The organism is Leptospira yasudae (assembly GCF_003545925.1).
Classification (GTDB): Bacteria; Spirochaetota; Leptospiria; order Leptospirales; family Leptospiraceae; genus Leptospira; species Leptospira yasudae.
The window spans coordinates 395,988-417,906 of record NZ_QHCU01000005.1; the positions used below are offsets into that span (position 1 = coordinate 395,988).

A 21,919-nucleotide genomic window follows, 5' to 3' on the forward strand; every position below is an offset into this window, starting at 1 on the left:
AAAACCGAAACCTCATGAACGACGAAACCAGATATTATCTAAGGGATCTTCTGATCCTAGGTTTGATCATCCTGCTTTCCGTGGTTCTTGCGGAATTGATACAGTTTTCCGGCAAAGATTCTTTTCCGGAAGACATCGGATTTCTGGATCGAATCGTCGTTTATATCTTTTATTTCATTCCTCTTTTTTCTCTTTCCCTTCTGATCTCTTACTTTTACAGAAATAAAAGAAATCTGGAAACCGGCAGGCTCAAAAGTTCGATCCGGTATCGTCTAACGTTGTCGTTCATCTTCGTCGCGCTCCTTCCTTCGGTTCCGATCCTCTTTCTTTCCTCGAACATCACCGGAAAACTGTACGAACGATTCTACGGGATCGACGTGGAAGAGGCGCTTTCCTCGGGGGAAATGCTGATTCTAAACGAGGAAAAACCGAAAAAGAAACTTCTCGTGGAAAAGACGCGCCTGCTGGAAAGTTTTTTACGAATGCAGCCTCTCAACTTGGAATCCCTCGTCGCCGGAGCTTCCAAACTGAATCTCATTCAAAGCGACGAATTCTATGTGGGAATTTACGAAAATGAAAAATCCGTTTTGGAAAACCGGGGATTAAAATACAGACCGGTAGAAAAGAATTTCAAGGCATTTTCCAAAACTTCCAATTGGACCGAATTCTTAAGTTATCGTCCGGATTATTGTATGTATTTTATCCGAGTTCCGTTTCCGATCGGCCAATACGTTCTTCAAACCGGGATCCGAATCCACAAAGGAGAAGAGAAGATCGTATATTCTTTGATTTCTACGAGAAGAAATTACGATCGCGCGGACTTGGCAAAGGAAAAACTTCCGTATCGAATTCGCTTAACGTTCAGTATCATCACCGTTTCGATTTTTCTCTTGGCGATTTACTTCTCCCTTTTGTTCGCGAGAAAGATCTCCAGACCGATCATCGAACTCGCCAACGCGACGCAAAAGATTTCCATGGGCGAAACCGATATCAACCTGGAAATCCGCGAAGCGGGAGAAATCGGCGCGCTCATCGATTCTTTCAACCAGATGGTTCAGGATCTAAAATCCAAAGACGCGGAACTCATGCGCAGTCAAAGAATCGCCGCTTGGAAAGAAGTGGCCCAGAGAATGGCCCACGAAATCAAAAATCCGTTAACACCGATCCAACTGTCTGCGGAACGAATCCGCAGAAAAATGAAAACGGAAAATCTAGAACAGTTTCATGAAATCGTAGCGACGGGAACGGACACGATCATCAAACAGGTGCGCGTTCTCGAACATCTGGTGAACGAGTTCTCCGATTTTGCGCGCATGCCCGCACCGAAACTCATCAATCAAAACTTGGAACCCATTCTTCTGGAAGCCGTGAAGTTATTCGAACACACTCCGAAACTCAAAATCACCACGAACATCGCGAAAGGATTTCCGCAGTTATTTCTGGATCAGAAAATCATTCTCCGCGTTTTTACGAACCTCGTAAAAAATTCCGTGGAAGCGATCGAAAGAAAACGCGAAAAAGAGGAAAATCCCGATTACGAAGGTTCGATTTTAATCTCGGCGACGTTAACGAGAAAGATTATGCGAAGAGTAGCGATCATTTCGATCGAGGACAACGGAATCGGAATCTCTCCCGAACTGCAGCAGAAAGTGTTCGAACCCTATTACTCGACGAAAAACAGCAATACCTCCGGAATCGGTCTTGCGATCGTACAGAAAAGTGTGATTGACCACAACGGGCATATCTCTGTAGATTCTTCCCGTATGGGCGGTTGCCGTTTTCAGATCGAACTTCCCGTATCCTAAACCGCTTTCATGAAAATTTTTATCGCAGACGACGAACCTGAAATCCGTAAATCTCTGAAAGAAATTTTAGAGGATGAGGATTTCGAAGTCGAAACGTTCTCCACTGGCAAAACGCTTCTCAAACAACTCAAAAGCGAACGACCATCTTTGGTTTTACTCGACGTTTGGCTCGGCAAAGAAGACGGAATCGTCGTTCTGGACGAATGCAAAAAGCTCTATCCTACGCTTCCCGTGTTGATGATTTCGGGACACGGAACGATCGAGATCGCGGTCGCGGCGACTAAAAAAGGCGCGGTCGACTTTTTGGAAAAACCTCTTTCCATCGAAAAGGTTCTGCAGGCGATCGAGAACGTCATCAAACCCGAGGAGAAATTCTCCGCATCCGATATTAAATTAGAATATGATGAAATACTAGGAAACTCGCCCGCGATCCAAAAAGTGAAATTCGCGATCGCACAAGCCGCGGCGACGAACGCGCGCGTGTTTATCTACGGGGAGAACGGAACCGGAAAGGAACTCGTAGCAAAAACAATATTCAAAAATTCTAAAAGAGCGGACCAACCCTTCGTCGAGATGAACTGTGCCGCGATTCCGGAGGAACTCATCGAATCGGAGTTATTCGGATTCACCAAAGGTGCGTTTACGGGCGCAACCGATTCCAGAATCGGGAAGTTCGAGGCCGCAAACGGAGGAACCTTATTCCTGGACGAGATCTGCGACATGTCCTTGTCGACGCAGGCAAAGGTGCTTCGGATTCTCCAAGAACAAAGATTCGAAAAATTAGGAAGCACCGAAACCATCACTGTGGACGTTCGCATTATCGCCGCAACCAACATCCCCGTGGAAGAAGCGATCCGAGACGGAAAATTTCGCGAGGACCTCTACTATCGTTTGAACGTGATTCCCATCACGATTCCTCCCTTGCGCGAACGAACCTCGGACATTCCTTTGCTTGTGGATTATTACATCGCCAGAACTTTGGAAGAGAACAACCTTCCCCCGAAAAAAATCGAATCCGAAGCCGTTTCCATTCTCCAAAACCACTTTTGGCCGGGAAACATTCGGGAACTCAAGAACATCATGGAACGTCTTTGTATTATGACGGTGGGAGCGACGATCACCGCGAACGACGCAAGAGACGCATTGAAAGGATTCAAAACCGCGAACGAAATGGTGGAACTCGGAGACTTCCGAAAGGCAAAAGAAGAATTCGAAAGACAGTATATTATAAAAACATTACAGACGAACGAAGGCAACGTGACCCGGACCTCCCGCGTCCTGGGAATCGAACGTTCCCATCTCTATCGAAAGATGAAGTCGCTTAACATTTCTTCGGATCAATATACGGATGGATAAGGAAATACTCACAGGTCTGGGAAGAATCCTGGGTGATCTCCGTTTTTTGATCCAAAAAAAGCAGGTTCCGATCCTGCAATTGAGCGGAGAAAAACCGCCCGAAACTACGGAACTCGTTTGGAAAGAAGACTGGAGCCCTTCCGGACAAACGTCCCAGTCGCACGACCTGGAATTAGAAGCGGAGGGCATCCAAGTCCGCAGACCCGCCAAGGCCGCGGAACGAAACTTTATCTGCAAACTCTGTGCGGATCGAATCAGCGCGGTTCGAAACTTTCTGATTAAGGGAAGAAAACCAGTATTAGTACTTCATTATACTGCGGAGATCGCTCCCGGCCGTCCTTCGTTTTCCAAAACTTCTCCCGATCAGATTTTTAGAACCAAGGAAGCCGAGGATCTTTTCGGAAGAATGATTCAGAAACAATTCGGCTTCAGTCATCGGGAATTTTATTATCAGGAATATCCCGCATGTATCTTCGCTCATTCCAAATCCAACGCGGAAGATTGGAAGCGTAGAACCGAAACGTGCGAGACCCAAGTCAAAGAAACCATCGATTCCGAAAAAATCAAAGGAATCATTCTTTTGGGAACGAGCGCCATCGCGGTTTACGGAAAAGAAAAGGCGCTCGAGATGATGGGAAGAACGTTGGACTTTCTCCCCGGCGTTCCGATGGTAGTATTACGTTCTCCCGAAGCGATCGCAGCGGTCGAAACCAAACGCAAAAATTTCAAAGGCGATAAGGAATCCTTCGAATTCGAGACGATCAAAAAGGAAGAGATCTCGATCAAAGAAAGTATTCTTTCCCAACTCTCCTTGTTTCAAAACAAACTCAAGGACGTACTTTGATTCACTACGCCGAGGTAGCGTTCGATCTTCCGGTCGAAGAAGACACGTTCACATACGAGGTTCCGCCGAACACGCGGATCGGAGTCCGCGTTTTAGCGAAACTCAGAAATCGGGAAGAAGAGGGGATCATTGTCTCCGTTCATCAAAACGAACCGAACTACAAGGTTCTTCCGGTGGATAAGATCATCGATAAAACCCCGATCGTTCTTCAGGAACAGATCGATCTCGCGTATTGGATGAAGGATCAATACATCGCTTCTCTTGGAGAATGTATCTATAAGATGATTCCCGCCGGAAGAAGGCAGGTCAAACTCGAGGCCTTTCCGTCGGACGCGGAAGGAAAACCCGTAACGTTAAACGAAGAGCAGAATGTCGCTTATCAAAACATCCTTTCCACCTTCGGACAAACCGCCGTACATCTGTTGTTCGGAATCACGGGTTCGGGTAAGACGGAAGTTTATATCCATCTGATTCAAAAGGCGCTGGAAACTCCGAACCGTTCCGTGATTCTTCTCGTTCCCGAAATCAGTTTGACGTTTCATATCATTCGCAAACTGGAATTGATCTTTCCGGGACAACTCGCCGTTCTCCATTCCGCGCTGAAGGTTTCCGAAAAATTCAAGGCATACAACGAACTCTTAAGCGGTAAAAAAAGAATCGCGGTCGGAACGAGAAGCGCGGTCTTCGCTCCGGTTTCCAATCTCGGTCTCGTCATCATCGACGAAGATCATGATTCTTCCTTTAAGGAACATTCCAGTCCGAGATACCACGCGCGTCAGGTCGCGATGCAGCGCTGCAAGACGAACAACGCGGTTCTCGTGATGGGAACCGCCACGCCTTCTTTGGAAATCTATCACCTCGCCAAAGAAGGAAAGATCCATCTTCATACTTTGACCAAACGACCGGAAGGCGTTCTGCCTCCGACTGTGCGCATCGTGGAGAATCAAAAGGAATCGAACGTTCTCAGCTCGGAACTTTCCTTTGCGATCAAACAACGACTGGATAGGAAGGAACAGGTCATTCTTCTTTTAAATAGAAGGGGATACAGCCCTTTGATCTATTCGCCGGCGACTTCCTCTTATGTGCCCTGTCCGAACTGCACGACCAATCTTTGTTATCACAAAAAAGGAACGGCGATCTGTCATCTCTGCGGACATACGGAAACCTTGGATTCTCTCGAAAAAAGAATGGGGGAAAGTTTAACCCTTAAGGGAACCGGAACCCAAAAGCTGGAGGAAAATCTTCTCGAAGCATTTCCGCAAACCAGAGTGGAACGTTTGGATCAGGATTCGATCCAGGACCGAAGTTTGTTAAACGAAGTCATTTCCCGTCTTCTCGGAGGAGAAATCGACATTCTCACCGGAACGCAGATGATCGCGAAAGGACTCGACGCGTCTCAGGTAACGTTAGTCGGCGTTTTGAACGCGGGGATCGGTCTCGGGCTTCCGGACTTTCGAGCCAACGAACGGGTTTTTTCCCTTTTGACCCAGGTCGCCGGAAGGGCGGGCCGCTCCAAACTCAAGGGAGAAGTGTTGATCGAAACCAACGCACCCGATCACCCCGTGATTCAGATGGCGACGAGTCAAAACTACATTCAATTTTACGAATCTGAAATTCCCGTGCGTAAGGATCTTTTTTATCCTCCGTTTTCAAGACTCGTTCGAATCGTTTCCCGTTCCAAGGACGAACAGCTTTCCCTTGAAACCATCGAACTCGTATTCGGCGTTTTGAAAAAATACTTTCCTTCCAAGGATACGGTTTTGCTCGGACCGGCTCCTTGTCCGTTTTACAGAATCGATTCCAACTTCCGCAATCATATCATTCTCAAAACGTCTTCTCTTCCGGCTTGGAGAGAAATTTTTAAAAAAGAGATTCGTCCATTGAAACTTTCCAAAAAAGTGTATTTAGAAATCGACTTCGATCCTTTGGACTTAGTATAAGAAGGTTTTAGGACTCGCCACAATGAAAATCGGCTACTTTGGAACTCCCGAACATTCCGCAAAACTTTTAAAAGCTTTGATCGATTCTTCGTTCGCGGAAGTTTTGTTCGTCGTTACGAATCCGGATCGGGCCAAGGGCCGGAGCAGAACTCCCGAACCGGGGCCCGTCAAAAAAATCGCGCTCGAACACAATCTTCCCGTGTTTCAATACGAATCGATCAAAAAGGAAAAAGAAAAAGCCCTAGCGGACTTCGGCTCCTTTCCGGCCGATCTTTATGTGATCTTCGCGTACGGTTCGATTCTTCCCGGAGAAGTCTTCCGTCATCCTCCGCTTCACTCGATCAACTTGCACGGTTCCTTGCTTCCGGATCTGCGCGGAGCTTCTCCCGTTCAAACCGCTCTTTGGAAGGGATATACAAAAACGGGAATCACGATCCAATACATTACGGAGAAGATGGACGAAGGGGATATTCTCGTTTCCAAAGAAGTAGAAATTACTCCCGAAGACGACACGGGCACTTTGATGGATAAAATTACGGACGCGGGAATCGAATCCATTCTCCGGCTCTTGAAGGAGTTCGACGGCAAACCGTTTCCCGCAACACCGCAGGATCATTCCCGGGCCACGTATTGCGGTAAGATCAAACCGGAAGATCGGATTTTGGATTGGACCCAAAGCGCGCAAGAACTTCACAACCGAATCCGTGCGTTGTATCCGGACGCGGTGGCGACAACGACCTTCCGGAACAAACGACTGAACATCCTGAAAACAAGACATTCTTCCTTGCCTCCGGAATCGAATCCAGGGCCTGGCAAATTGAAACGGTTGGACAAAAAAGGCCTTCTTACGCAGTGTGGTGATGGTAGATTTCTGGAAATTCTGGAATTGCAGCCGGAAAATAAAAACAGGATGTCTACATCCGATTTTCTCAACGGTTTCAGAATCCAAGAAGGGGAAATATTCGGGTGAATCAGGAACAAATCAAGGAAAAGTATCTTCCGATCGGAGGTTACATCTTATTCTTAGCGGCCGGTCTTCTTTTATTCTTTAGCGCGGCCTTCTTAGTCGTATTCGTAAGAACCAAAAGTACGGCAAAGGTGATCGTTCCCGATCTCGTCGGAAAATCCTACCCTGAAGTTCACAACGAACTCAACCGTCTTCAATTGAAAGTGCGTCTGGAAAACAAACGTTACCCGGACAAAACCGACGGAATCATTTTGTATCAATCCATTCGTCCCGGAAGAGAAATCGAAGCGGGAAGTAAAATCGTTCTGACCGTAAATACGGGACTCGACCGTTTGATCGTTCCCGACGTAAGAGGGCAGTCCATCGATTCCGCAAAGGCGAATCTTCAGAAAGTTCTCTCCGGAGAAACTTACGTGGAACTGCAGATCGGCGGAATCACCTACATCGAACCGCAAGCGGATCAACTTCCGAACACAGTCATCGATCAAATTCCGGAACCCGGTAAAAACACATCCGCAAGAGAAAAAGTATTCTTACTCGTGACCAAGGCTCCGAGCAAAACCAAGGAAGAATTCTCACCGACTTCTTTCCAAGGAGCGTCTTTTCCTCTCGTTCAAAAAAGTCTGACTCGTTCCGGAATCAAAAGCAGAGTGGAAGAAATCGTGAACACGAGAGTTCGCTCCGAAAACGGACTCGTTTCCTCCGCGAGACTGGAAGGAGACGAGGTTCGTTTTAAAGTGTATTACTTCGAACCGGAACTCGCCGTGGAAAGCGGTTACGAGCTTTTTTCCTATGAAGTCGGAGACGACGGAAACTACAAAGCGGTTCTGAAAAACGAAAATCAGGAAGAAGCGGACGTATTGACGCTTCCCGTCGCTCTGAAAGACGGAGAAAAATTCCAAACCGTATTCTACCGCAAAGGCGCAGTCAAACTCACGCTGTTAGACGCGACCGATTCCAAAGTAAAATCCAAATCCTACGAGAACGAACTTTGAAAATTTCCGCATCCATCTTAGCCACAAAACTTACCGAACTCGGAAAAACCGTTCCTGATTACGATCCGACCGCCATCGACTTGATGCACATGGACGTCATGGACGGAAACTTCGTTCCACAGATCAGCTTTGGAGAAGCCCTCAGCAAAGAAGTCAAAGCTCTCACTCCGATTCCCTTGGACGTGCATCTTATGGTTTCCAAACCCGAGAATCACGTTTCCAAATACTACGAACTCAATCCGTATTGCATCACGTATCATATCGAAACGACGGACTTTCCCGTTCGTCTCGCTCAGGAAATCAAAAGTCACGGAACCAAGGTGGGAGTTTCTCTCAACCCGGGAACTCCCGTTTCTTCTCTGGAAAACGTCCTTCCGTATGTGGACCTGATTCTTCTCATGACCGTCGAACCGGGATTTTACGGACAAAAGTTCATCGCGAACGGAATGGAAAAAATCCGCAAAGCGAAAGAGTTGATCGGATCTCGACCGATCGAGCTGGAAGTGGACGGAGGAGTCAACGATACCAATATCCAAGAACTGGGAAAGAACGGAGTGGATATCGTTGTAGTCGGCGCCGGACTTTATAAAACGGGCAACCCCGTTGATAACGCAAGAAATCTCAAATCTCTCGCGAAATAAACAACTTTGTCGTTTACTGTCGGATCATTTCTTGACAGGGGGACATATTGTCCAATATTGGTAAAAATCATGCATTCTTTTTTCGGACGTTTTCGATCCGAAACGGTAGAATGGGTTAAAAGGAAAACATCCCTTGGTAAAGCTTAGATTACAAAGAACTGGAACCAAACACGATCCTCATTATAGAATTGTTGCCGCTGACAGCAGAGCGCCTAGAGACGGAAAATTCGTTGATATCGTGGGTCACTATCATCCGGCTCAAATCAAAGAACAGACTACCTTCAACAAAGAGAAAATTCTTACCTGGCTGAAAAACGGGGCTCAACCGACCGGAACCGTTCTGAACCTGTTTAAAAACGCAGGAATCTGGGCAGAATACAAAACCACTCTGAAGAAGTAATGGAAGAATTACTGAAGTACATTGTTGCTTCTCTCGTTGAATTTCCCGATGAAATCGTGATTCGGGAAATCGAAGGGGAAGAACAAAACATCATCGAACTCCGTGTTTCCCCCAAAGACGTGGGAAAGGTCATCGGTAAGAACGGTCGTATCGCAAAATCCCTGCGCGCGATTCTTACTGCGGCTTCCGTAAAAGCAGGAAAAAACTTCTCCTTAGAAATCATTGACTGAAGGGTGGATTTCACTCGGTCAATTAGGCAAACCCTTTGGAATCAAAGGGTGGTTGCGTTTCAATGTCCGCGAATCCGTTCTCACAGAAATCAAACTTCCGATCACTTTAAAACTCAGTAAACCCGATCCGAACTTTCCCGCAAAGGAAATCACTCTTTTAGAAATCAAACCGCATACTGGAAAGTTCGTCGTTCGTTTTGAGGGAGTTTCCACGCCCGAAGAAGCGGAAAAATGGATCGGCGGTCTTTTGCACTTACCGCAAAACCTTCTTCCTAAAATCAAAACCAAAGACGAGTTTTATATCCGGGATTTGATCGGTCTCCAAGCCGTGGATGAAACAGGAAACCTTCTTCATTGGAAATTGACCGATGTGCAGGACAATCCGGCTCATCCGATTTTGATCTTTGCAAAACAGAATGGGGAAGAAGTTCTCATTCCGTTCATCGGAGTTTTTGTCGGGAAGGTCGACGTCCAAGCCAAAACCGTCGTTTTAATTCAGCCGGAGGTTTGGAATGAAGTTTAATTTCATCACTCTTTTTCCCGAAAAGATCCAATCCTACTTTTCAGAAGGGCTTCAACAAAAAGCAATCGAGTCGGGAGTCTTCTCCGTAAATCTCGTACAACTGCGAAACTTCTCCGGAAACAAACACAACCGCGTAGACGATACGATTTACGGAGGCGGACCGGGAATGCTTCTGCGAGTCGAACCGATTCACAAAGCGCTTTTATCTTTGGGAGAAGACAAGGGAACCGTGATCTTGACTTCTCCATCGGGAGTTCCGTTTCACCAAGGCATTGCGACCAAGTTGAAAGAAGCCGGAAAACCTTTGACTTTCATTTCGGGTTATTACGAAGGCGTGGATCACCGTGTTGCAGAACATCTAGTTGACATGGAAATGTCCCTTGGAAATTATGTATTATCTGCCGGGGATTTGGCCAGCATTTGTATCGCGGATGCGGTGTCCAGACTTCTGCCGGGTTTTTTAGGGGCTGATGAAAGCCTTCTGGACGAGTCGCACAACCGTCCCGATGTTTTGGAATATCCCCAATACACAAAACCCTCGGAATACAATGGATGGAAAGTTCCTGACGTCCTGCTCAGCGGCAACCACGCACATATAGAGGCGTGGAGGGAACAAAATAGAAAGAAGATCGACCCCGATCAAGAGAGGAAATTATGAATCAACTTTTAAGAGAAGTATTGACTTCAGACGCTGAAAGAAAACAAAACTTCGCAGTAGGCGATACCGTTAAAGTACATTATAAAATCGTTGAATCCGGTAAGGAAAGAGTTCAGGTTTACGAAGGGGTTGTAATCTCCATCGCGAACGAAGCAAACGGAAAATCATTCACCGTTCGCAGAGTTTCCTACGATATCGGAGTGGAAAGAATTTTCCCTCTGTTTTCCCCGAGAATCGCAAAGATCGAACTGATCCGCAAAGGTAAAGTAAGAAGAGCGAAACTCTATTACCTCAGAAACCTCGCCGGTAAAGCGGCTCGTATCAAAGAACTCAAGGGCGGTAAAACTCTCGTGAGTGAAGATAGAAAAAGACAACAGCAGGAAGATTCCGCTGCGGCTGCAAAAGCGGCGGCTCCTGCAGAATAAACCGGTTTGCCGGAATTTCTATCCCGATTTGAACCGGAAGAACTCCGGTTTTACTCAGAGTCGATTCCCTGCGGAATCGACGAAGCCGGAAGAGGTCCTTATGCGGGGCCTCTTTCTGTTGCACTGGTCTCCTTTTCCCAAGAAACTCTTACCTCGATTCTCGAAGGAAAGATTCTGCAAGGTTTGACCGATTCCAAAAAACTCTCCGAGAAGAAACGCGAATCACTGTATCCAGAAATTCTAAAAACGGCTCAAATCTCTTATAGAACCTTCCTGAGTCCGAACTACATCGATCGTCAGGGAATCAACCGAGCCGTTCTCGAGGGAATTCGAAGATGCGCGAAACTCGTGATTCGTTCCACCCAATCGACTCTTCCGTTGCAACTCTTGATCGACGGAAACTATAACTTCAATCGATACCCGGAATGGAGTTATCTAAAAAACCGAACCTCTTTTTACACCAAGGGCGATCTTAGAATCGTAAGCATCGCCGCCGCATCCATTCTTGCGAAAGTCGGCCGAGACCGTTATATGGTCTCGGTCGCCAAAAAATTTCCTCACTATCAATTTGAACAACACAAAGGATACGGAACAAAACTGCACGAGGAACTGATTCTTCGGCACGGGCTTTCCGATATTCATAGAAGAAGTTTTACCGGAAAATTTCTAGAACCGGTTTCCAAGTCTAATCAGTAAAACCGGGCGTCGATCCGCATGGATCGTTGTCTTCGTTCCGGTCGGAGATCATGCAAGATAGAATTTGTATCAGGAAGGGATCCGAATGAAACTTTCCGCGGACGTTTCCGGGGGAAACACGCTTCTTTTTTCCGGAAAAGAATCCGAGGTAGTGAAGTCCGGCGTATTTTCCTGGAATACGAACGTAAAAGCTATCGTTCTTGAAACCTTTCTGGGAGGGGCTTGGATTTCTTTCGGATCGAAAAAGATCAAAGTGAACACCGATTCAACTCCCTTGATAAAGGGAGAACTTTTGACTTTGACCGCAAAGCCGAACAAGAAAGGAATCGAACTCCGAATTTTAGAAAGAGAACTGAAAGGTTCTGAAAATTCTCCCTTGAAATCGGAGAACATGGGTCTAAGCGTTCGGGAGCTTTCCGAAAAACTGAGCGGCGGAGAGTTCAAGGACACGTCACCTGAAACCGCGGTGTTCAAAGTTCTAAAATCGTATTACCCATTTTTAGAATGGAATGCGGAATTACCGTATTTTCGTTGGGAATTTTCGGGAGGAAACGCGGAAGGGATCTTTGATCCGAAGGAAGAAACAAAAAAGTTCCTATTTCGGATCCAATCCGAAAAAACCGGAAAGACGATGGTTCTATTCTTATGGAAGGAAACTACGGGAGAAGACCTGCAAATCAACGCTACGTTTGATAATTTTAAAATGTACTTGCATGCTTGCCAAAACAAAGAAAAATTTAAGAGAATCCTAACCGAGTCGTCTGTGAGTTTTCAGGGATACAATTTGGCTTATAAACCGTCTCAAACTCAAAAGGAATGGAATGCGTAAATGATCAGTGTGGCTCTGAAATTTATTCCGAAACAAAACGACGCGCCTGTAATCACGGCTTCCGCCTCAGGACTTTTAGGAGACACGATTCGTAAAATTGCACAGAGAAATTCGGTTCCAATCGTTGAAAATCCGATTCTCGCGGAATCCCTTTCGGAACTACCGATCGGAACGGAAATTCCCGAAAATCTTTATAGGGCTGTTGGAGCGATATTCTCCATGATCCTGGAATTGGATTCAAATTCCGGAAAAAGGGAAATGTTAAAATGAAGAAGTTTGCCGTATCCGAACTCAAACCGGGGATGAGATTTTCAAAGCCAGTCTATTTGGATAAGGATAATTTATTTATCACTTCCAATACTCCGGTTACGGACAGCGATCTGGACCGTTTGAATAAATTCGGAATTCAGGAAGTTATGACCGCCGGAGAAATTCTCCAGCTTGGCGGAGTGTCCTCCGACCCGGAACTTCTCGAAACGAGCATCGACGATATCATCGTCAACACCGTCGTAGATGACGAACTTCAACCCCTCAAAGCGGTTTACGACAATCTCAATCGGATTAAAGTCACATTCGGAAATTTATTTAGAGAATCCACGCAAGTCATCCAGGACGTCTTCAAAAAGACGCTGGATGAAAAGCCTTTGGAAGTGACGCCGGTTCGCGAAATCGCCGAAAAACTGACCGACTTTGTCCGCTCCAATCAGAACATCTCCTATTTGATACTGGCGAACAATCCTTCGGGATACTATCTTTACAATCAGATCGCAAACGCTACGTTCTACTCTTTGATCTTAGGGAAACTTCTGGAATATTCCAGACCGAAGATGATCGATCTTGGAATTTCCTGTCTTCTTGCGGATATCGGGATGAGCAAGGTTCCCGCCGCCGTTTCCGAAAAGAACGAACAACTCACGGACGAAGAATTCAAGACGATCATGAAACATACGATTTTGGGGTATCAAATTCTTTCCCAAAAGATGAAACTCAAAAACAATCTCGCGATCGTCGCGCTCCAACACCACGAACGTTACGACGGGAACGGATATCCTCAAAAGTTAGCCGGAAACGCGATCGAAGAACAGGCGAGAATTTACGCGATTGCGGATAACTTCTCCGCGCTCGTGACCAATCGTCCTCATAGAAAGAAAATTCTCCCGCACGAAGCGATCAAATCCATGATCAGCATGGACGTGGGAAAATTCGATCTCAAGCTCGTGAGAACTCTCTTAGGTCATCTTTCCTTATATCCGGTCGGATCCTGCATCGAGTTGTCGGACAAGCGGATCGGAGTCGTTCTCGGCCCGAACCCGGATAAGCCGATCCGTCCCTGCATTCGTATTATAAAAGATGAATATGGAGAAATGGTCCGAAATCTGATCCTCGTGGATCTTCTGAAAGAGACCAATCTCTTCATTTCCCGTCCCGTGGATTTGCAGGAAGTCACGGCGTAATTTCTTCCTTTTCTTTGAGCCGATTCAAAACGATCAAAGGTAAAGAAGGGGAAGAAATCGCCGCTCAATTTTTAATTTCCCTCGGACACGAAATTGTCGCGAGAAACTACCGTTATCTGCGTTTCGAGATCGACATAATCTCCACCAAAGAAGAAGTTCTTTTCTTCAACGAAGTCAAACACTGGAAAGAATCCCAAGACTTCGATCCGCGTTTCACATTCCATTCCTCAAAACAAAACCGGATGAGAACCGCCGCAAACGGATTTCTCTCCCAACATGGTTCCTTCCGCGACCATTTTGTCTCATTCTGTCTTGTCTCCGTAAATGCGAAAAAGGGATGTGAATATTATCCTGACCTCTTTTGAAATAGTGATTCAGGTACTTTCAAGATCCACCGAATTCTTAAATTGTCTGCGGGTTCTCAAGGAAGAGAGCCTTAAATCGTTACAAGGAAGTAACTATGAAGAGCATCACGATTTTAGGGAATCTGGCCGAGTCAGATGACTTTGGTCCGGATCCGGTCATTCTGCGGAAACGCGGAATGCCGGTAAAAAAGCGAAAATTTGAGGATTATAAAAAGAAGCTGGAGGACCCAACGTATATCGATTTTGCGATCGATAAAATTGCGATGGAAATCTCCCATTTTCTTGCAAAATAGACTTCTCGCTTAACGGGAATTAAGCGACGGCCCTGTTTTCTCCGTAATTTCCGGCATTCTGGAAATTCAGGGCCTCTAGAAGGTGCTTTTCTTCCACGGACTCCTTTCCTTCCAAATCCGCGATCGTGCGGGCCACTTTCCGAATCTGATTGAACTTCCGAATACTCAACTTTCGTTTTCTCATCTCGGCCTCGAGTATGTCTTCGCAGGCGGAACCGAACCGAAGATACGAATTCACGGATTCTCCGCGGAGTTGTCCGTTGAAATAAAATTCCTTTCCTTGATAACGGCTTCTTTGTATTTTTACCGCCTCTCGAATCTGCGCCTTGGATTCTTCCAAAAAAATAGGAACTCGTTTGCGCTTGTTCTCTTTGAGAGGAAACATACGGACTTCAAGATCGATCCGATCTCGAAACGGGCCGGAGTAGGGAGCTTGGTATTTTTTAATCCGAGGAGGAGTGCAAGTGCAACCTCCGTCTTCCACGCCGCTCAATCCGCAAGGACAAGGATTGGTCGCCGCCACGAGAAGAAATTGCGCCGGATAAACGACGCTCCCGCTGATTCTGGAAACGGTGATATTTCCTTCTTCCATCGGTTCTCGGAGCGACTGCAGAATTCCTGATTTATATTCCGCGAGTTCGTCCAAGAAAAGAATACCACGATTTGCTAATGTAACTTCTCCCATTCTCAATTCTCGTCCTCCGCCCACCAAGGCAATGTCGGAAGTCGTATGATGAGGAGCGCGGTAGGGACGTTCCACGATCATCTCTTTCAAAGGAGAAATCGCGGATCGTATTTTCAAAATATCGAATGCTTCGTCTTCTTCCGGAGAAGGAAGCAAAAGTCCGAGCATCCTCGCCAAAAGGCTTTTTCCGATTCCCGGCGGTCCGGAAAGCAAAAGATGATGCCAACCTGCGGCCGCGATTTCTACGGCTCGGAAAGCGACCATCTGATCTTGATAGAGTTCGAAACTTTTCGTGATCTGCGTTTCTCGAATTCGAATTTTCGAAATCGATTCCGAACTTTTTCGATTTTCAAATACGTCTTCCAATTCTTTCAGATGAGCAATTCCAAAGACTTCGAACTTGCGGAGAACGGCCGCTTCCTCACGGTTTTGAAACGGAAGAATCACGGTATCGTATTTTTCGGAAGAGATTCCGGAAAGAATCGGAAGCACACCTTTGAGCGGTTTCAGACTTCCGTCCAAACCCAATTCTCCCAAAAAGAGAGTTCGCTTTAATTTTCCGGAAGGAAAGATTTGTCCGGTCAACGCGAGGATTCCGCAAGCGATCGAAAGATCCAGCAACGTTCCTTCCTTTTTTCTTCCTGCCGGAGCGAGGTTGACCAGAATATTTTGAAACGGGCAGGTATATCCGCTGTTCTCAAGGGCCACTCGGACCCGTTCGGCTGACTCGCGGATCGATTGAGCGGCCAAGCCCGTGATCATAAAACGGGGCAGTCCTCGCTTGAGGTTGATTTCGACTCCGACCACGAAGGAGTCGAGTCCTTCTAAATTCGCGCCCGCCAAACAAATCCAAGAATTTTTCATCGCGATCCCTCCGTCTTTCTACGGTTCCGATCGAGGAAGAAGGGTAACGCTTTTGTGTTAGAAATCGAGGGGAGAACGCGAAAAATTAAGCCTTCCTCCGGTCTTTTGCAAAAAAACTCCTTTCAAAACGCTTCCCCCTCTGTAATTTTGCTCTGAAATGTTTCGTATCCGCGTTTTCCTGCTTCCGGCGATCTTTCTTTTTCTCGCGGGCTGCGGGAACCGGTTGATTCGAAAGGATTCGATCGCTCAAGTAAACGAGCACTACGCGGAAAAAATTTATTACCTGATCCAAGACAAAAAGGTTTCCAACACGGAAACGTTTAAAAAGGGAATGCTCGTTCGAATCTACATCGAATCGACTCCCTCAATGGTGAAGATCAAATGTTACCCCGCGGACCATAAACGGGAATATGCAATCGGCAGGATGATCGCGTATCAGCTCAACGACGATTACGCGGGCAAACGAATTACGATAGAGGATCTGGATAAACTGATAGCCAATGAACTCGTGGAATACAAAAAGAAAAAATAGATCGTCCAGAAGGACAGGTTCAAGATCGGCCAGATCCGAGTCCGATACTAAAAAGGTGAATGGAAAACTGTTTTTTATTCCCCTGATCTCCACTTTGGTCCTGAGTTCTCTTTCCGCGGACCCGTTGAAGAATTACGACGCGGAGATTTCGGAGTACACGAATAAGGATTCATCCTTCTTTTCCGATAAGGAAGAACGCAAAATCAAACAGCTATTCTCCCAATCTCCCGAAAATTGGCAGGAAGAAAAGTATTCCCTGAATTATCATAAAGACAAATCCAACTTGGAACTCCCGAGTTTTATCAGCGTAAACAAAATCATCTCTTCCAAAATCGTCAGTCACAGCGGCGTCATCTATAAGAATTACGTAGTGAAACCGAAGGATTCTCTTTCTAAGATCGCAAGAGCGATGAAGACCAACGTCCAAAAGATCAGCGCGGCAAACGGTCTGAAAAAAAATTCCACTCTCCAGGTCGGACAGAACATTTCGATTCCGGTTCAGGTTCGCAATGCAAGCCGGGAAAAGGTGGAGTTTCGTAAAGTCTTTGTTTATCCGGTGGTAAACGCAAAGGTCACTTCCCGTTACGGAAGAAGAAAAGATCCGTTTCATACCGGCTCCGGCGGGTATCACACAGGTCTCGACTTCGGCGGTTCTCAAGGAGCGCCGATTCTTGCGTCCGCGGACGGAATCGTGTCCTTTACCGGCGTAAACGGCGGATACGGAAATACGGTCATCATCGATCACGAGAACGGCTACAAAACGATGTACGCCCACTGCGCGAAAATTACGATCGAGCAGGGAACGAGAGTCAGCGCGGGAACGGTCATAGGTGCCGTTGGCAGAACCGGATCGGCAACTGGTCCTCATTTGCATTTTGAAGTTTTCTTAAATGGAAATAGAATCAACCCGGACGCGGCCCTCAGAAAAACCCTGAAGATCGTAACTCCTTTAGATCCCGGTAAATTTGCCAGATTGTAGTTAACGGAAAGTCGGAAAACATCCTTCCTTCTTTCTTTGAAAAGAATTTACTGATCAAGCCCCTATGAATGCGATTTTTTTAGAACTTCGGAAGAACACATTTTACACGCTCATTCCCGTAATCTTATTCTTTTCGTATTCTCTTTCGTATCTTCTGAGAGCCGTGATTCTCGCGTTCTTAAATCCTACGGTGCAAGCGGCCGGTTCCAATTCGGCTCCCGTTCGTAAGATGGGTCCCGAAACCAACCGTGCTCTTTCTTCCTACGAGGAAATGGTACAAGGAAACTTAATCCGCGGAATCGCATCGCGCGCGGGAGATGTGCAAGGCACAGAGGGGGAAATGTCCACGGCGCCGCCCGATACGGGAGAAGGCGAAGAAATGAAGGTAACCGGGACATTGAGCGGCCACTGGTCGTTTGCACGCGTCACCATCGTGGAAAAGGGAAAACCCGAAGCGCAGGAATTCGCAACCGGAGAAACCGTCGGTGGATATAAAATCAAATCGATCGCTCTGAACTACGTCGTTTTAGAAAAAGGCGGAATCGCCCTCAAAGTCGAAATCGGCCAAACCCCCGGCGAGGCTCGCGCCAAACTGAGTCCGGAAGCCGGAGCTAAGGCGGACGGGGCGCCGAGCGGAGGCGGAGATACGATTCGCAAGGTTCTTTCCAGACAGGACGTTAACCGGAAGCTGAAAGACCCAGCCGCCATCTACAAAAACGCACGTTTCGGACCGGCCTTGATCAACGGAAAAATCAGCGGTTATAAAATCTACAGCGTCGCTCCGGACCATATCTTCTACGCGTTGGGCGCGAGAAACGGAGACATCATCAAACGAGTCAACGGAATGCCTTTGACCGAAACCGAAAAAATGTTAGAGATCTGGGGAGCCGTAAAAACTGCCGATAAGATTACGGTAGATGTGGAAAGAGGTAGCCAGATTCTCACCTACGAATTTATTATCAGAAACTAAAAAAATGCCCGGAACAAAGAATCAAATTCCAGTCTTTAGAATCCTTTCGATTCTCATACTCGTACTTTTGGTATGGGATAAACCCGTATTCCCTCAGAATAAGAAGAAGACTTCCGTTAAGACGAAATCGGCCGCTCCGGAAGAACCCGCCGAAAGAACCTTTTATGCAAACTGGAGAGACACCGAATTAAACGACTTTCTCAAAGGGATGAGTGCGATCCTGAGAAAAAACATCCTCCTGGATGAAAGTTTAAAAGGGAAAAAGATCACGATCATTTCCCAGAAAGAAATTCCGATTAAAAACGCATTTATCTTTATGAAGTCCGTCTTGGAATCCCTCGGCTTTGGAGTGGTGGAAGAACCGGATCTCATCTCTATCGTCAAGATCAAGGACGCTCTCGCAAGATCGCCCGTTGTCCGAGTGGGAAAAGAACTGATTCCCGAATCCGAAGTCGGCGACTTTAGAACGATCACACAAATTATTCCGGTGGAAAACGTAAAACCGGAGGAATTGGAGCCGATTCTCAAGCGCTTAACCTCTCCGAACACCGACGTAATCGTTTATAAGAATACGAATACGATCGTTCTTTCCGGTTCCGCGGCCGACATCAACAAATTGTTGATTTTGGTAAACGAACTCGACTTGAAATTGGAAGAGGCAAGTCCGGGCGCCATAGCATCGGCCGGCGACGTTCACATTTATACGCTCGAGCACAGTGAAGCGGAGAAGATCGCCGCCACTCTCGTAAAACTCGATAACCCGGTTGTTCAATCCGAAGAACTCACTCCCGAAAAAAAGGCACAAGGCCAAATTCCCGGAAAAGTGGATAAGATCAAAGCGGTCGGTCACAAAGAATCGAACTCCGTAATCGTAACGGCTACGAATGCGGAATGGACCGAGATCCGCAAGATCATCAAGGTTTTGGATTCCGCAAGAAAGCAGGTTCTTCTGGAAGTGTTGATCGTGGAACTTACGTCCAGCGACTTGAACGACTTCGGGATCGACTGGAGATACAAAGCAGACGCCTACGGACAGTTCAACACAGGTCTTTCGAAAGAATCGAACATCATCAATGCAAACGGTCAGGTGAACCCGAATATCAACACGTTAAGCGGCTTCTCTTTGGGATTTTTAAAAGCTGGCTCGGAACAGATCATCGGAATTTTAAGCGCGAACCAAGGAAACGAAAACTTCAACGTATTATCCGCTCCTCAGGTTTTAACCGTGGATAACCAAGAAGCGGAGATCAGCGTCGGTCAGGACGTTCCCGTAAGAACGCAAAGTAGAAACGCGGGTCTCGGCGGCGCCAACGCGGTAACGGTCGATAACTACGAATACCGTCCGACCGGGATCAAACTCAAATTTACTCCTCACGTAAATAAGAACAACAAGATCACTTTGGAACTCTTTCAGGAGATCAAGAACATCGCGGAAATCGCGCTTTCCGGCGGTAACCCGACGTTCAATCGTCGCGAGATCAAAACTTCCATCTCGATCGAAAATACGCAGTCGATCGTAATCGGGGGATTGATTTCCAACGATAAACAAAAACGGATCATTAAAATTCCTCTGCTCGGAGATATTCCGTATCTGGGGCATCTTTTCAAACGAACCACCGAAAAAATCAAAAAGACGAACTTGATGGTTTTTATCACTCCGCATATACTCGATAGTAGAGAGAACGCGGATAAGATGACCGTGAAAAAGAAAATGCAGCAGGAACGTTACGAGCTCGAAAGAGAAAGAATCCTCAATAAAGAAAAAGAAATCAAAGAAAGAGGGGACTGACAGTGAAAACTCTCGGAGATATCCTAATCGAAGAGGGGATCATATCCGAAAAAGATCTGGAAGATTCCCTTAAAGTTCAGAAAAAAAACAACCTTCCTCTCAGTCATATCATTCAGAAAAAAGGAATCGCCGGAGAAACCGATATTCTCCGCGCCTTATCCAAACTCTATCATCTCGAATTTCGGGAGAAGTTGGAGTTCAGCGGAATGGAAGACGTATTTCTACAAATTCCGTTAAAGCTGATTCAAAGAAGTAGAATCGTTCCGTTCCAACTTTCCAAAAAGACAATCCGCATCGCCGTTTCCGATCCGTCCGATCTGCATCCGATGGACGACGCGCGGAACTTCTTAAAAGGATACAACGTAGAATTCATTTTAGCTCCGGAACCGGAGATCATGAGAATCATCCATTCTCATTTCGATACGACTTCTTCGGCCGCCAAAGAGATGTTAAACGAGATGGAGGGAAGTTTTTCCGAACTCGCGGAAGCCTTCGAAAACGACTCCCTCGATCTCAGCGACGACGCGCCGATCATCAAAATGGTCAACGTCATTCTTTCCCAGGCCGTCAACGAAAGGGCTTCGGATATTCACATCGAACCGTACGAAAAATCCCTGGTGGTTCGTTACCGCGTGGACGGTATTTTGCATAACGTTCTCAGCCCGCCCAAATCCTATCACGCGGGAATTTCCTCCCGTATCAAGATCATGTCCAACTTGAACATCGCGGAAAACCGGCTTCCGCAAGACGGACGTATCAAACTCAGACTTGCGGGAAAGGACATCGATATTCGGGTTTCCACGATTCCTTGTCAGTTCGGCGAACGGATCGTAATGAGGCTTTTGAATAAAACGGATCAAAAGTATTCTTTGGATACGATGGGATTTTATCCGGAACTCATCAAATCGCTGCGTTCCCTCATCTACGAACCGCACGGAATCATTCTTGTAACCGGTCCGACCGGATCGGGAAAATCGACCACCCTTTATTCTGCGTTAAGCGAACTCAATACGGAAGAAAGAAACATCATCACCTGCGAAGATCCTGTGGAATATCAGATCGACGGAATCTCACAGATGCAGATGCAGGAAAAAATCGGTCTTACGTTTGCGACCGGGCTTCGGGCCATCTTACGACAAGACCCGGACGTCATCATGGTGGGGGAGATTCGGGACGAAGAAACCGCAAGGATCGCGATCCAAGCGTCCTTAACGGGTCACCTTGTGTTTTCCACGCTTCACACGAACGACGCTGCGAGCGCCGCGACTCGTTTGGTGGATATGGGAATCGAACCGTATCTAATCACTTCTACGGTCCTCGGTTTTATGGCTCAAAGACTTGTGCGCGTTATCTGCGCCCAGTGTAAGGAAACGTATAAGCCTACTGCTTCCGAATTAGAATCGATCGGTATTCCTAAAAAGGCCCTCAAAAACGGAACCTTACACAGGGGTAAGGGATGCTCTCATTGTATGGGAACCGGATTTAAAGGAAGAACCGGAATCTACGAACTATTGTTGGTGAATTCTCACATCAAAAATGCGATCCTTCAAGGAAAGGACGCGGGACAATTGAACGAGATCGCACTCGAACATAACTTTCATACGCTGAAAGATTACGGAATCAAGAAGGTGATCGACGGTGTGACTACGATCGACGAAGTTCTCAGGGTAACCTAAACG

The 21,919-nt window shown here is 46.6% G+C and carries 24 protein-coding genes; 23 read left to right on the forward strand and 1 reads right to left on the reverse strand.

Annotation, left to right across the window (positions count from 1 at the left end):
• Nucleotides 1–14 precede the first annotated feature (14 nt).
• The 18 genes from DLM76_RS16030 (at nucleotide 15) to DLM76_RS16115 (ending at nucleotide 14,421) form a co-directional block, all read left to right on the forward strand.
• The gene (locus DLM76_RS16030; RefSeq protein WP_118965808.1) at nucleotides 15–1,805 is read left to right on the forward strand and encodes an LIC_11548 family sensor histidine kinase; all 1,791 of its coding nucleotides are present in this window, start codon (nucleotides 15–17) and stop codon (nucleotides 1,803–1,805) included.
• 9 nt (nucleotides 1,806–1,814) lie between these two features.
• Nucleotides 1,815–3,161, forward strand: a complete 1,347-nt coding sequence (locus DLM76_RS16035; RefSeq protein WP_118965809.1) for a sigma-54-dependent transcriptional regulator — start codon at nucleotides 1,815–1,817, stop codon at nucleotides 3,159–3,161.
• A complete protein-coding gene (locus DLM76_RS16040) occupies nucleotides 3,154–4,005 on the forward strand; it encodes a hypothetical protein (protein WP_118965810.1) in 852 nt (283 codons plus the stop codon). Before DLM76_RS16035 ends, DLM76_RS16040 begins: the two co-directional genes overlap by 8 nt.
• On the forward strand, nucleotides 4,002–5,945 hold the full coding sequence (gene priA / locus DLM76_RS16045; protein WP_118965811.1) for a replication restart helicase PriA: 1,944 nt from the start codon (nucleotides 4,002–4,004) through the stop codon (nucleotides 5,943–5,945). The genes DLM76_RS16040 and priA overlap by 4 nt, the downstream gene beginning before the upstream one ends.
• Nucleotides 5,946–5,967: 22 nt before the next feature.
• Nucleotides 5,968–6,915, forward strand: a complete 948-nt coding sequence (gene fmt, locus DLM76_RS16050; RefSeq protein WP_118965812.1) for a methionyl-tRNA formyltransferase — start codon at nucleotides 5,968–5,970, stop codon at nucleotides 6,913–6,915.
• On the forward strand, nucleotides 6,912–7,907 hold the full coding sequence (locus tag DLM76_RS16055) for a PASTA domain-containing protein (protein WP_118965813.1): 996 nt from the start codon (nucleotides 6,912–6,914) through the stop codon (nucleotides 7,905–7,907). The genes fmt and DLM76_RS16055 overlap by 4 nt, the downstream gene beginning before the upstream one ends.
• Nucleotides 7,904–8,548: a ribulose-phosphate 3-epimerase gene (rpe, locus tag DLM76_RS16060; protein ID WP_118956550.1), complete on the forward strand. Its 645-nt coding sequence runs from the start codon at nucleotides 7,904–7,906 to the stop codon at nucleotides 8,546–8,548. The genes DLM76_RS16055 and rpe overlap by 4 nt, the downstream gene beginning before the upstream one ends.
• A 133-nt stretch (nucleotides 8,549–8,681) precedes the next feature.
• Nucleotides 8,682–8,948: a 30S ribosomal protein S16 gene (gene rpsP / locus DLM76_RS16065; protein ID WP_002176633.1), complete on the forward strand. Its 267-nt coding sequence runs from the start codon at nucleotides 8,682–8,684 to the stop codon at nucleotides 8,946–8,948.
• Entirely contained in the window at nucleotides 8,948–9,178 is a 231-nt protein-coding gene (locus DLM76_RS16070) for a KH domain-containing protein (RefSeq protein WP_100765313.1), read from the forward strand. Before rpsP ends, DLM76_RS16070 begins: the two co-directional genes overlap by 1 nt.
• Nucleotides 9,171–9,701 carry a ribosome maturation factor RimM gene (gene rimM / locus DLM76_RS16075; protein WP_118965814.1) on the forward strand — a complete coding sequence of 177 codons (531 nt, stop codon included), beginning with the start codon at nucleotides 9,171–9,173 and terminating at the stop codon, nucleotides 9,699–9,701. Before DLM76_RS16070 ends, rimM begins: the two co-directional genes overlap by 8 nt.
• Nucleotides 9,691–10,359: a tRNA (guanosine(37)-N1)-methyltransferase TrmD gene (trmD, locus tag DLM76_RS16080; protein ID WP_118956548.1), complete on the forward strand. Its 669-nt coding sequence runs from the start codon at nucleotides 9,691–9,693 to the stop codon at nucleotides 10,357–10,359. Before rimM ends, trmD begins: the two co-directional genes overlap by 11 nt.
• Nucleotides 10,356–10,784, forward strand: coding sequence for a 50S ribosomal protein L19 (gene rplS, locus DLM76_RS16085; RefSeq protein WP_118956547.1), 429 nt, complete (start codon nucleotides 10,356–10,358; stop codon nucleotides 10,782–10,784). Before trmD ends, rplS begins: the two co-directional genes overlap by 4 nt.
• 6 nt (nucleotides 10,785–10,790) lie before the next feature.
• Nucleotides 10,791–11,480, forward strand: a complete 690-nt coding sequence (gene rnhB / locus DLM76_RS16090; protein ID WP_118965815.1) for a ribonuclease HII — start codon at nucleotides 10,791–10,793, stop codon at nucleotides 11,478–11,480.
• Between the two features lie 85 nt (nucleotides 11,481–11,565).
• Complete coding sequence (locus DLM76_RS16095; protein WP_118965856.1) at nucleotides 11,566–12,309, forward strand: hypothetical protein; 744 nt, start codon at nucleotides 11,566–11,568, stop codon at nucleotides 12,307–12,309.
• Nucleotides 12,310–12,579 (forward strand): EscU/YscU/HrcU family type III secretion system export apparatus switch protein, encoded by a 270-nt coding sequence (locus DLM76_RS16100; RefSeq protein WP_118965816.1) that lies wholly within the window; start codon nucleotides 12,310–12,312, stop codon nucleotides 12,577–12,579.
• Nucleotides 12,576–13,763 carry an HD-GYP domain-containing protein gene (locus DLM76_RS16105; RefSeq protein ID WP_118956544.1) on the forward strand — a complete coding sequence of 396 codons (1,188 nt, stop codon included), beginning with the start codon at nucleotides 12,576–12,578 and terminating at the stop codon, nucleotides 13,761–13,763. Before DLM76_RS16100 ends, DLM76_RS16105 begins: the two co-directional genes overlap by 4 nt.
• Nucleotides 13,764–13,777: 14 nt before the next feature.
• Nucleotides 13,778–14,128, forward strand: coding sequence for a YraN family protein (locus tag DLM76_RS16110; RefSeq protein ID WP_118965817.1), 351 nt, complete (start codon nucleotides 13,778–13,780; stop codon nucleotides 14,126–14,128).
• A gap of 95 nt (nucleotides 14,129–14,223) precedes the next feature.
• Entirely contained in the window at nucleotides 14,224–14,421 is a 198-nt protein-coding gene (locus DLM76_RS16115; protein ID WP_118956542.1) for a hypothetical protein, read from the forward strand.
• Nucleotides 14,422–14,440: 19 nt separating this feature from the next.
• Here the strand turns inward: DLM76_RS16115 and DLM76_RS16120 are convergent, their stop codons facing one another.
• The gene (locus tag DLM76_RS16120; protein ID WP_118965818.1) at nucleotides 14,441–15,970 is read right to left on the reverse strand and encodes a YifB family Mg chelatase-like AAA ATPase; all 1,530 of its coding nucleotides are present in this window, start codon (nucleotides 15,968–15,970) and stop codon (nucleotides 14,441–14,443) included.
• Between the two features lie 157 nt (nucleotides 15,971–16,127).
• On the opposite strand from DLM76_RS16120, the gene DLM76_RS16125 reads away from it, so the two are divergent.
• The 5 genes from DLM76_RS16125 (at nucleotide 16,128) to gspE (ending at nucleotide 21,916) form a co-directional block, all read left to right on the forward strand.
• Nucleotides 16,128–16,502, forward strand: a complete 375-nt coding sequence (locus DLM76_RS16125) for a type II secretion system-associated lipoprotein (protein ID WP_118956540.1) — start codon at nucleotides 16,128–16,130, stop codon at nucleotides 16,500–16,502.
• Nucleotides 16,471–17,481, forward strand: a complete 1,011-nt coding sequence (locus DLM76_RS16130; protein WP_118956539.1) for a LysM peptidoglycan-binding domain-containing M23 family metallopeptidase — start codon at nucleotides 16,471–16,473, stop codon at nucleotides 17,479–17,481. Before DLM76_RS16125 ends, DLM76_RS16130 begins: the two co-directional genes overlap by 32 nt.
• Nucleotides 17,482–17,545: 64 nt before the next feature.
• Nucleotides 17,546–18,451, forward strand: a complete 906-nt coding sequence (locus DLM76_RS16135; RefSeq protein ID WP_118965819.1) for a general secretion pathway protein GspC — start codon at nucleotides 17,546–17,548, stop codon at nucleotides 18,449–18,451.
• A 4-nt stretch (nucleotides 18,452–18,455) separates the two neighbouring features.
• A complete protein-coding gene (gspD, locus tag DLM76_RS16140) occupies nucleotides 18,456–20,240 on the forward strand; it encodes a type II secretion system secretin GspD (RefSeq protein ID WP_118956537.1) in 1,785 nt (594 codons plus the stop codon).
• 2 nt (nucleotides 20,241–20,242) lie between these two features.
• Nucleotides 20,243–21,916 carry a type II secretion system ATPase GspE gene (gspE, locus tag DLM76_RS16145; protein ID WP_118956536.1) on the forward strand — a complete coding sequence of 558 codons (1,674 nt, stop codon included), beginning with the start codon at nucleotides 20,243–20,245 and terminating at the stop codon, nucleotides 21,914–21,916.
• Nucleotides 21,917–21,919 lie beyond the last annotated feature (3 nt).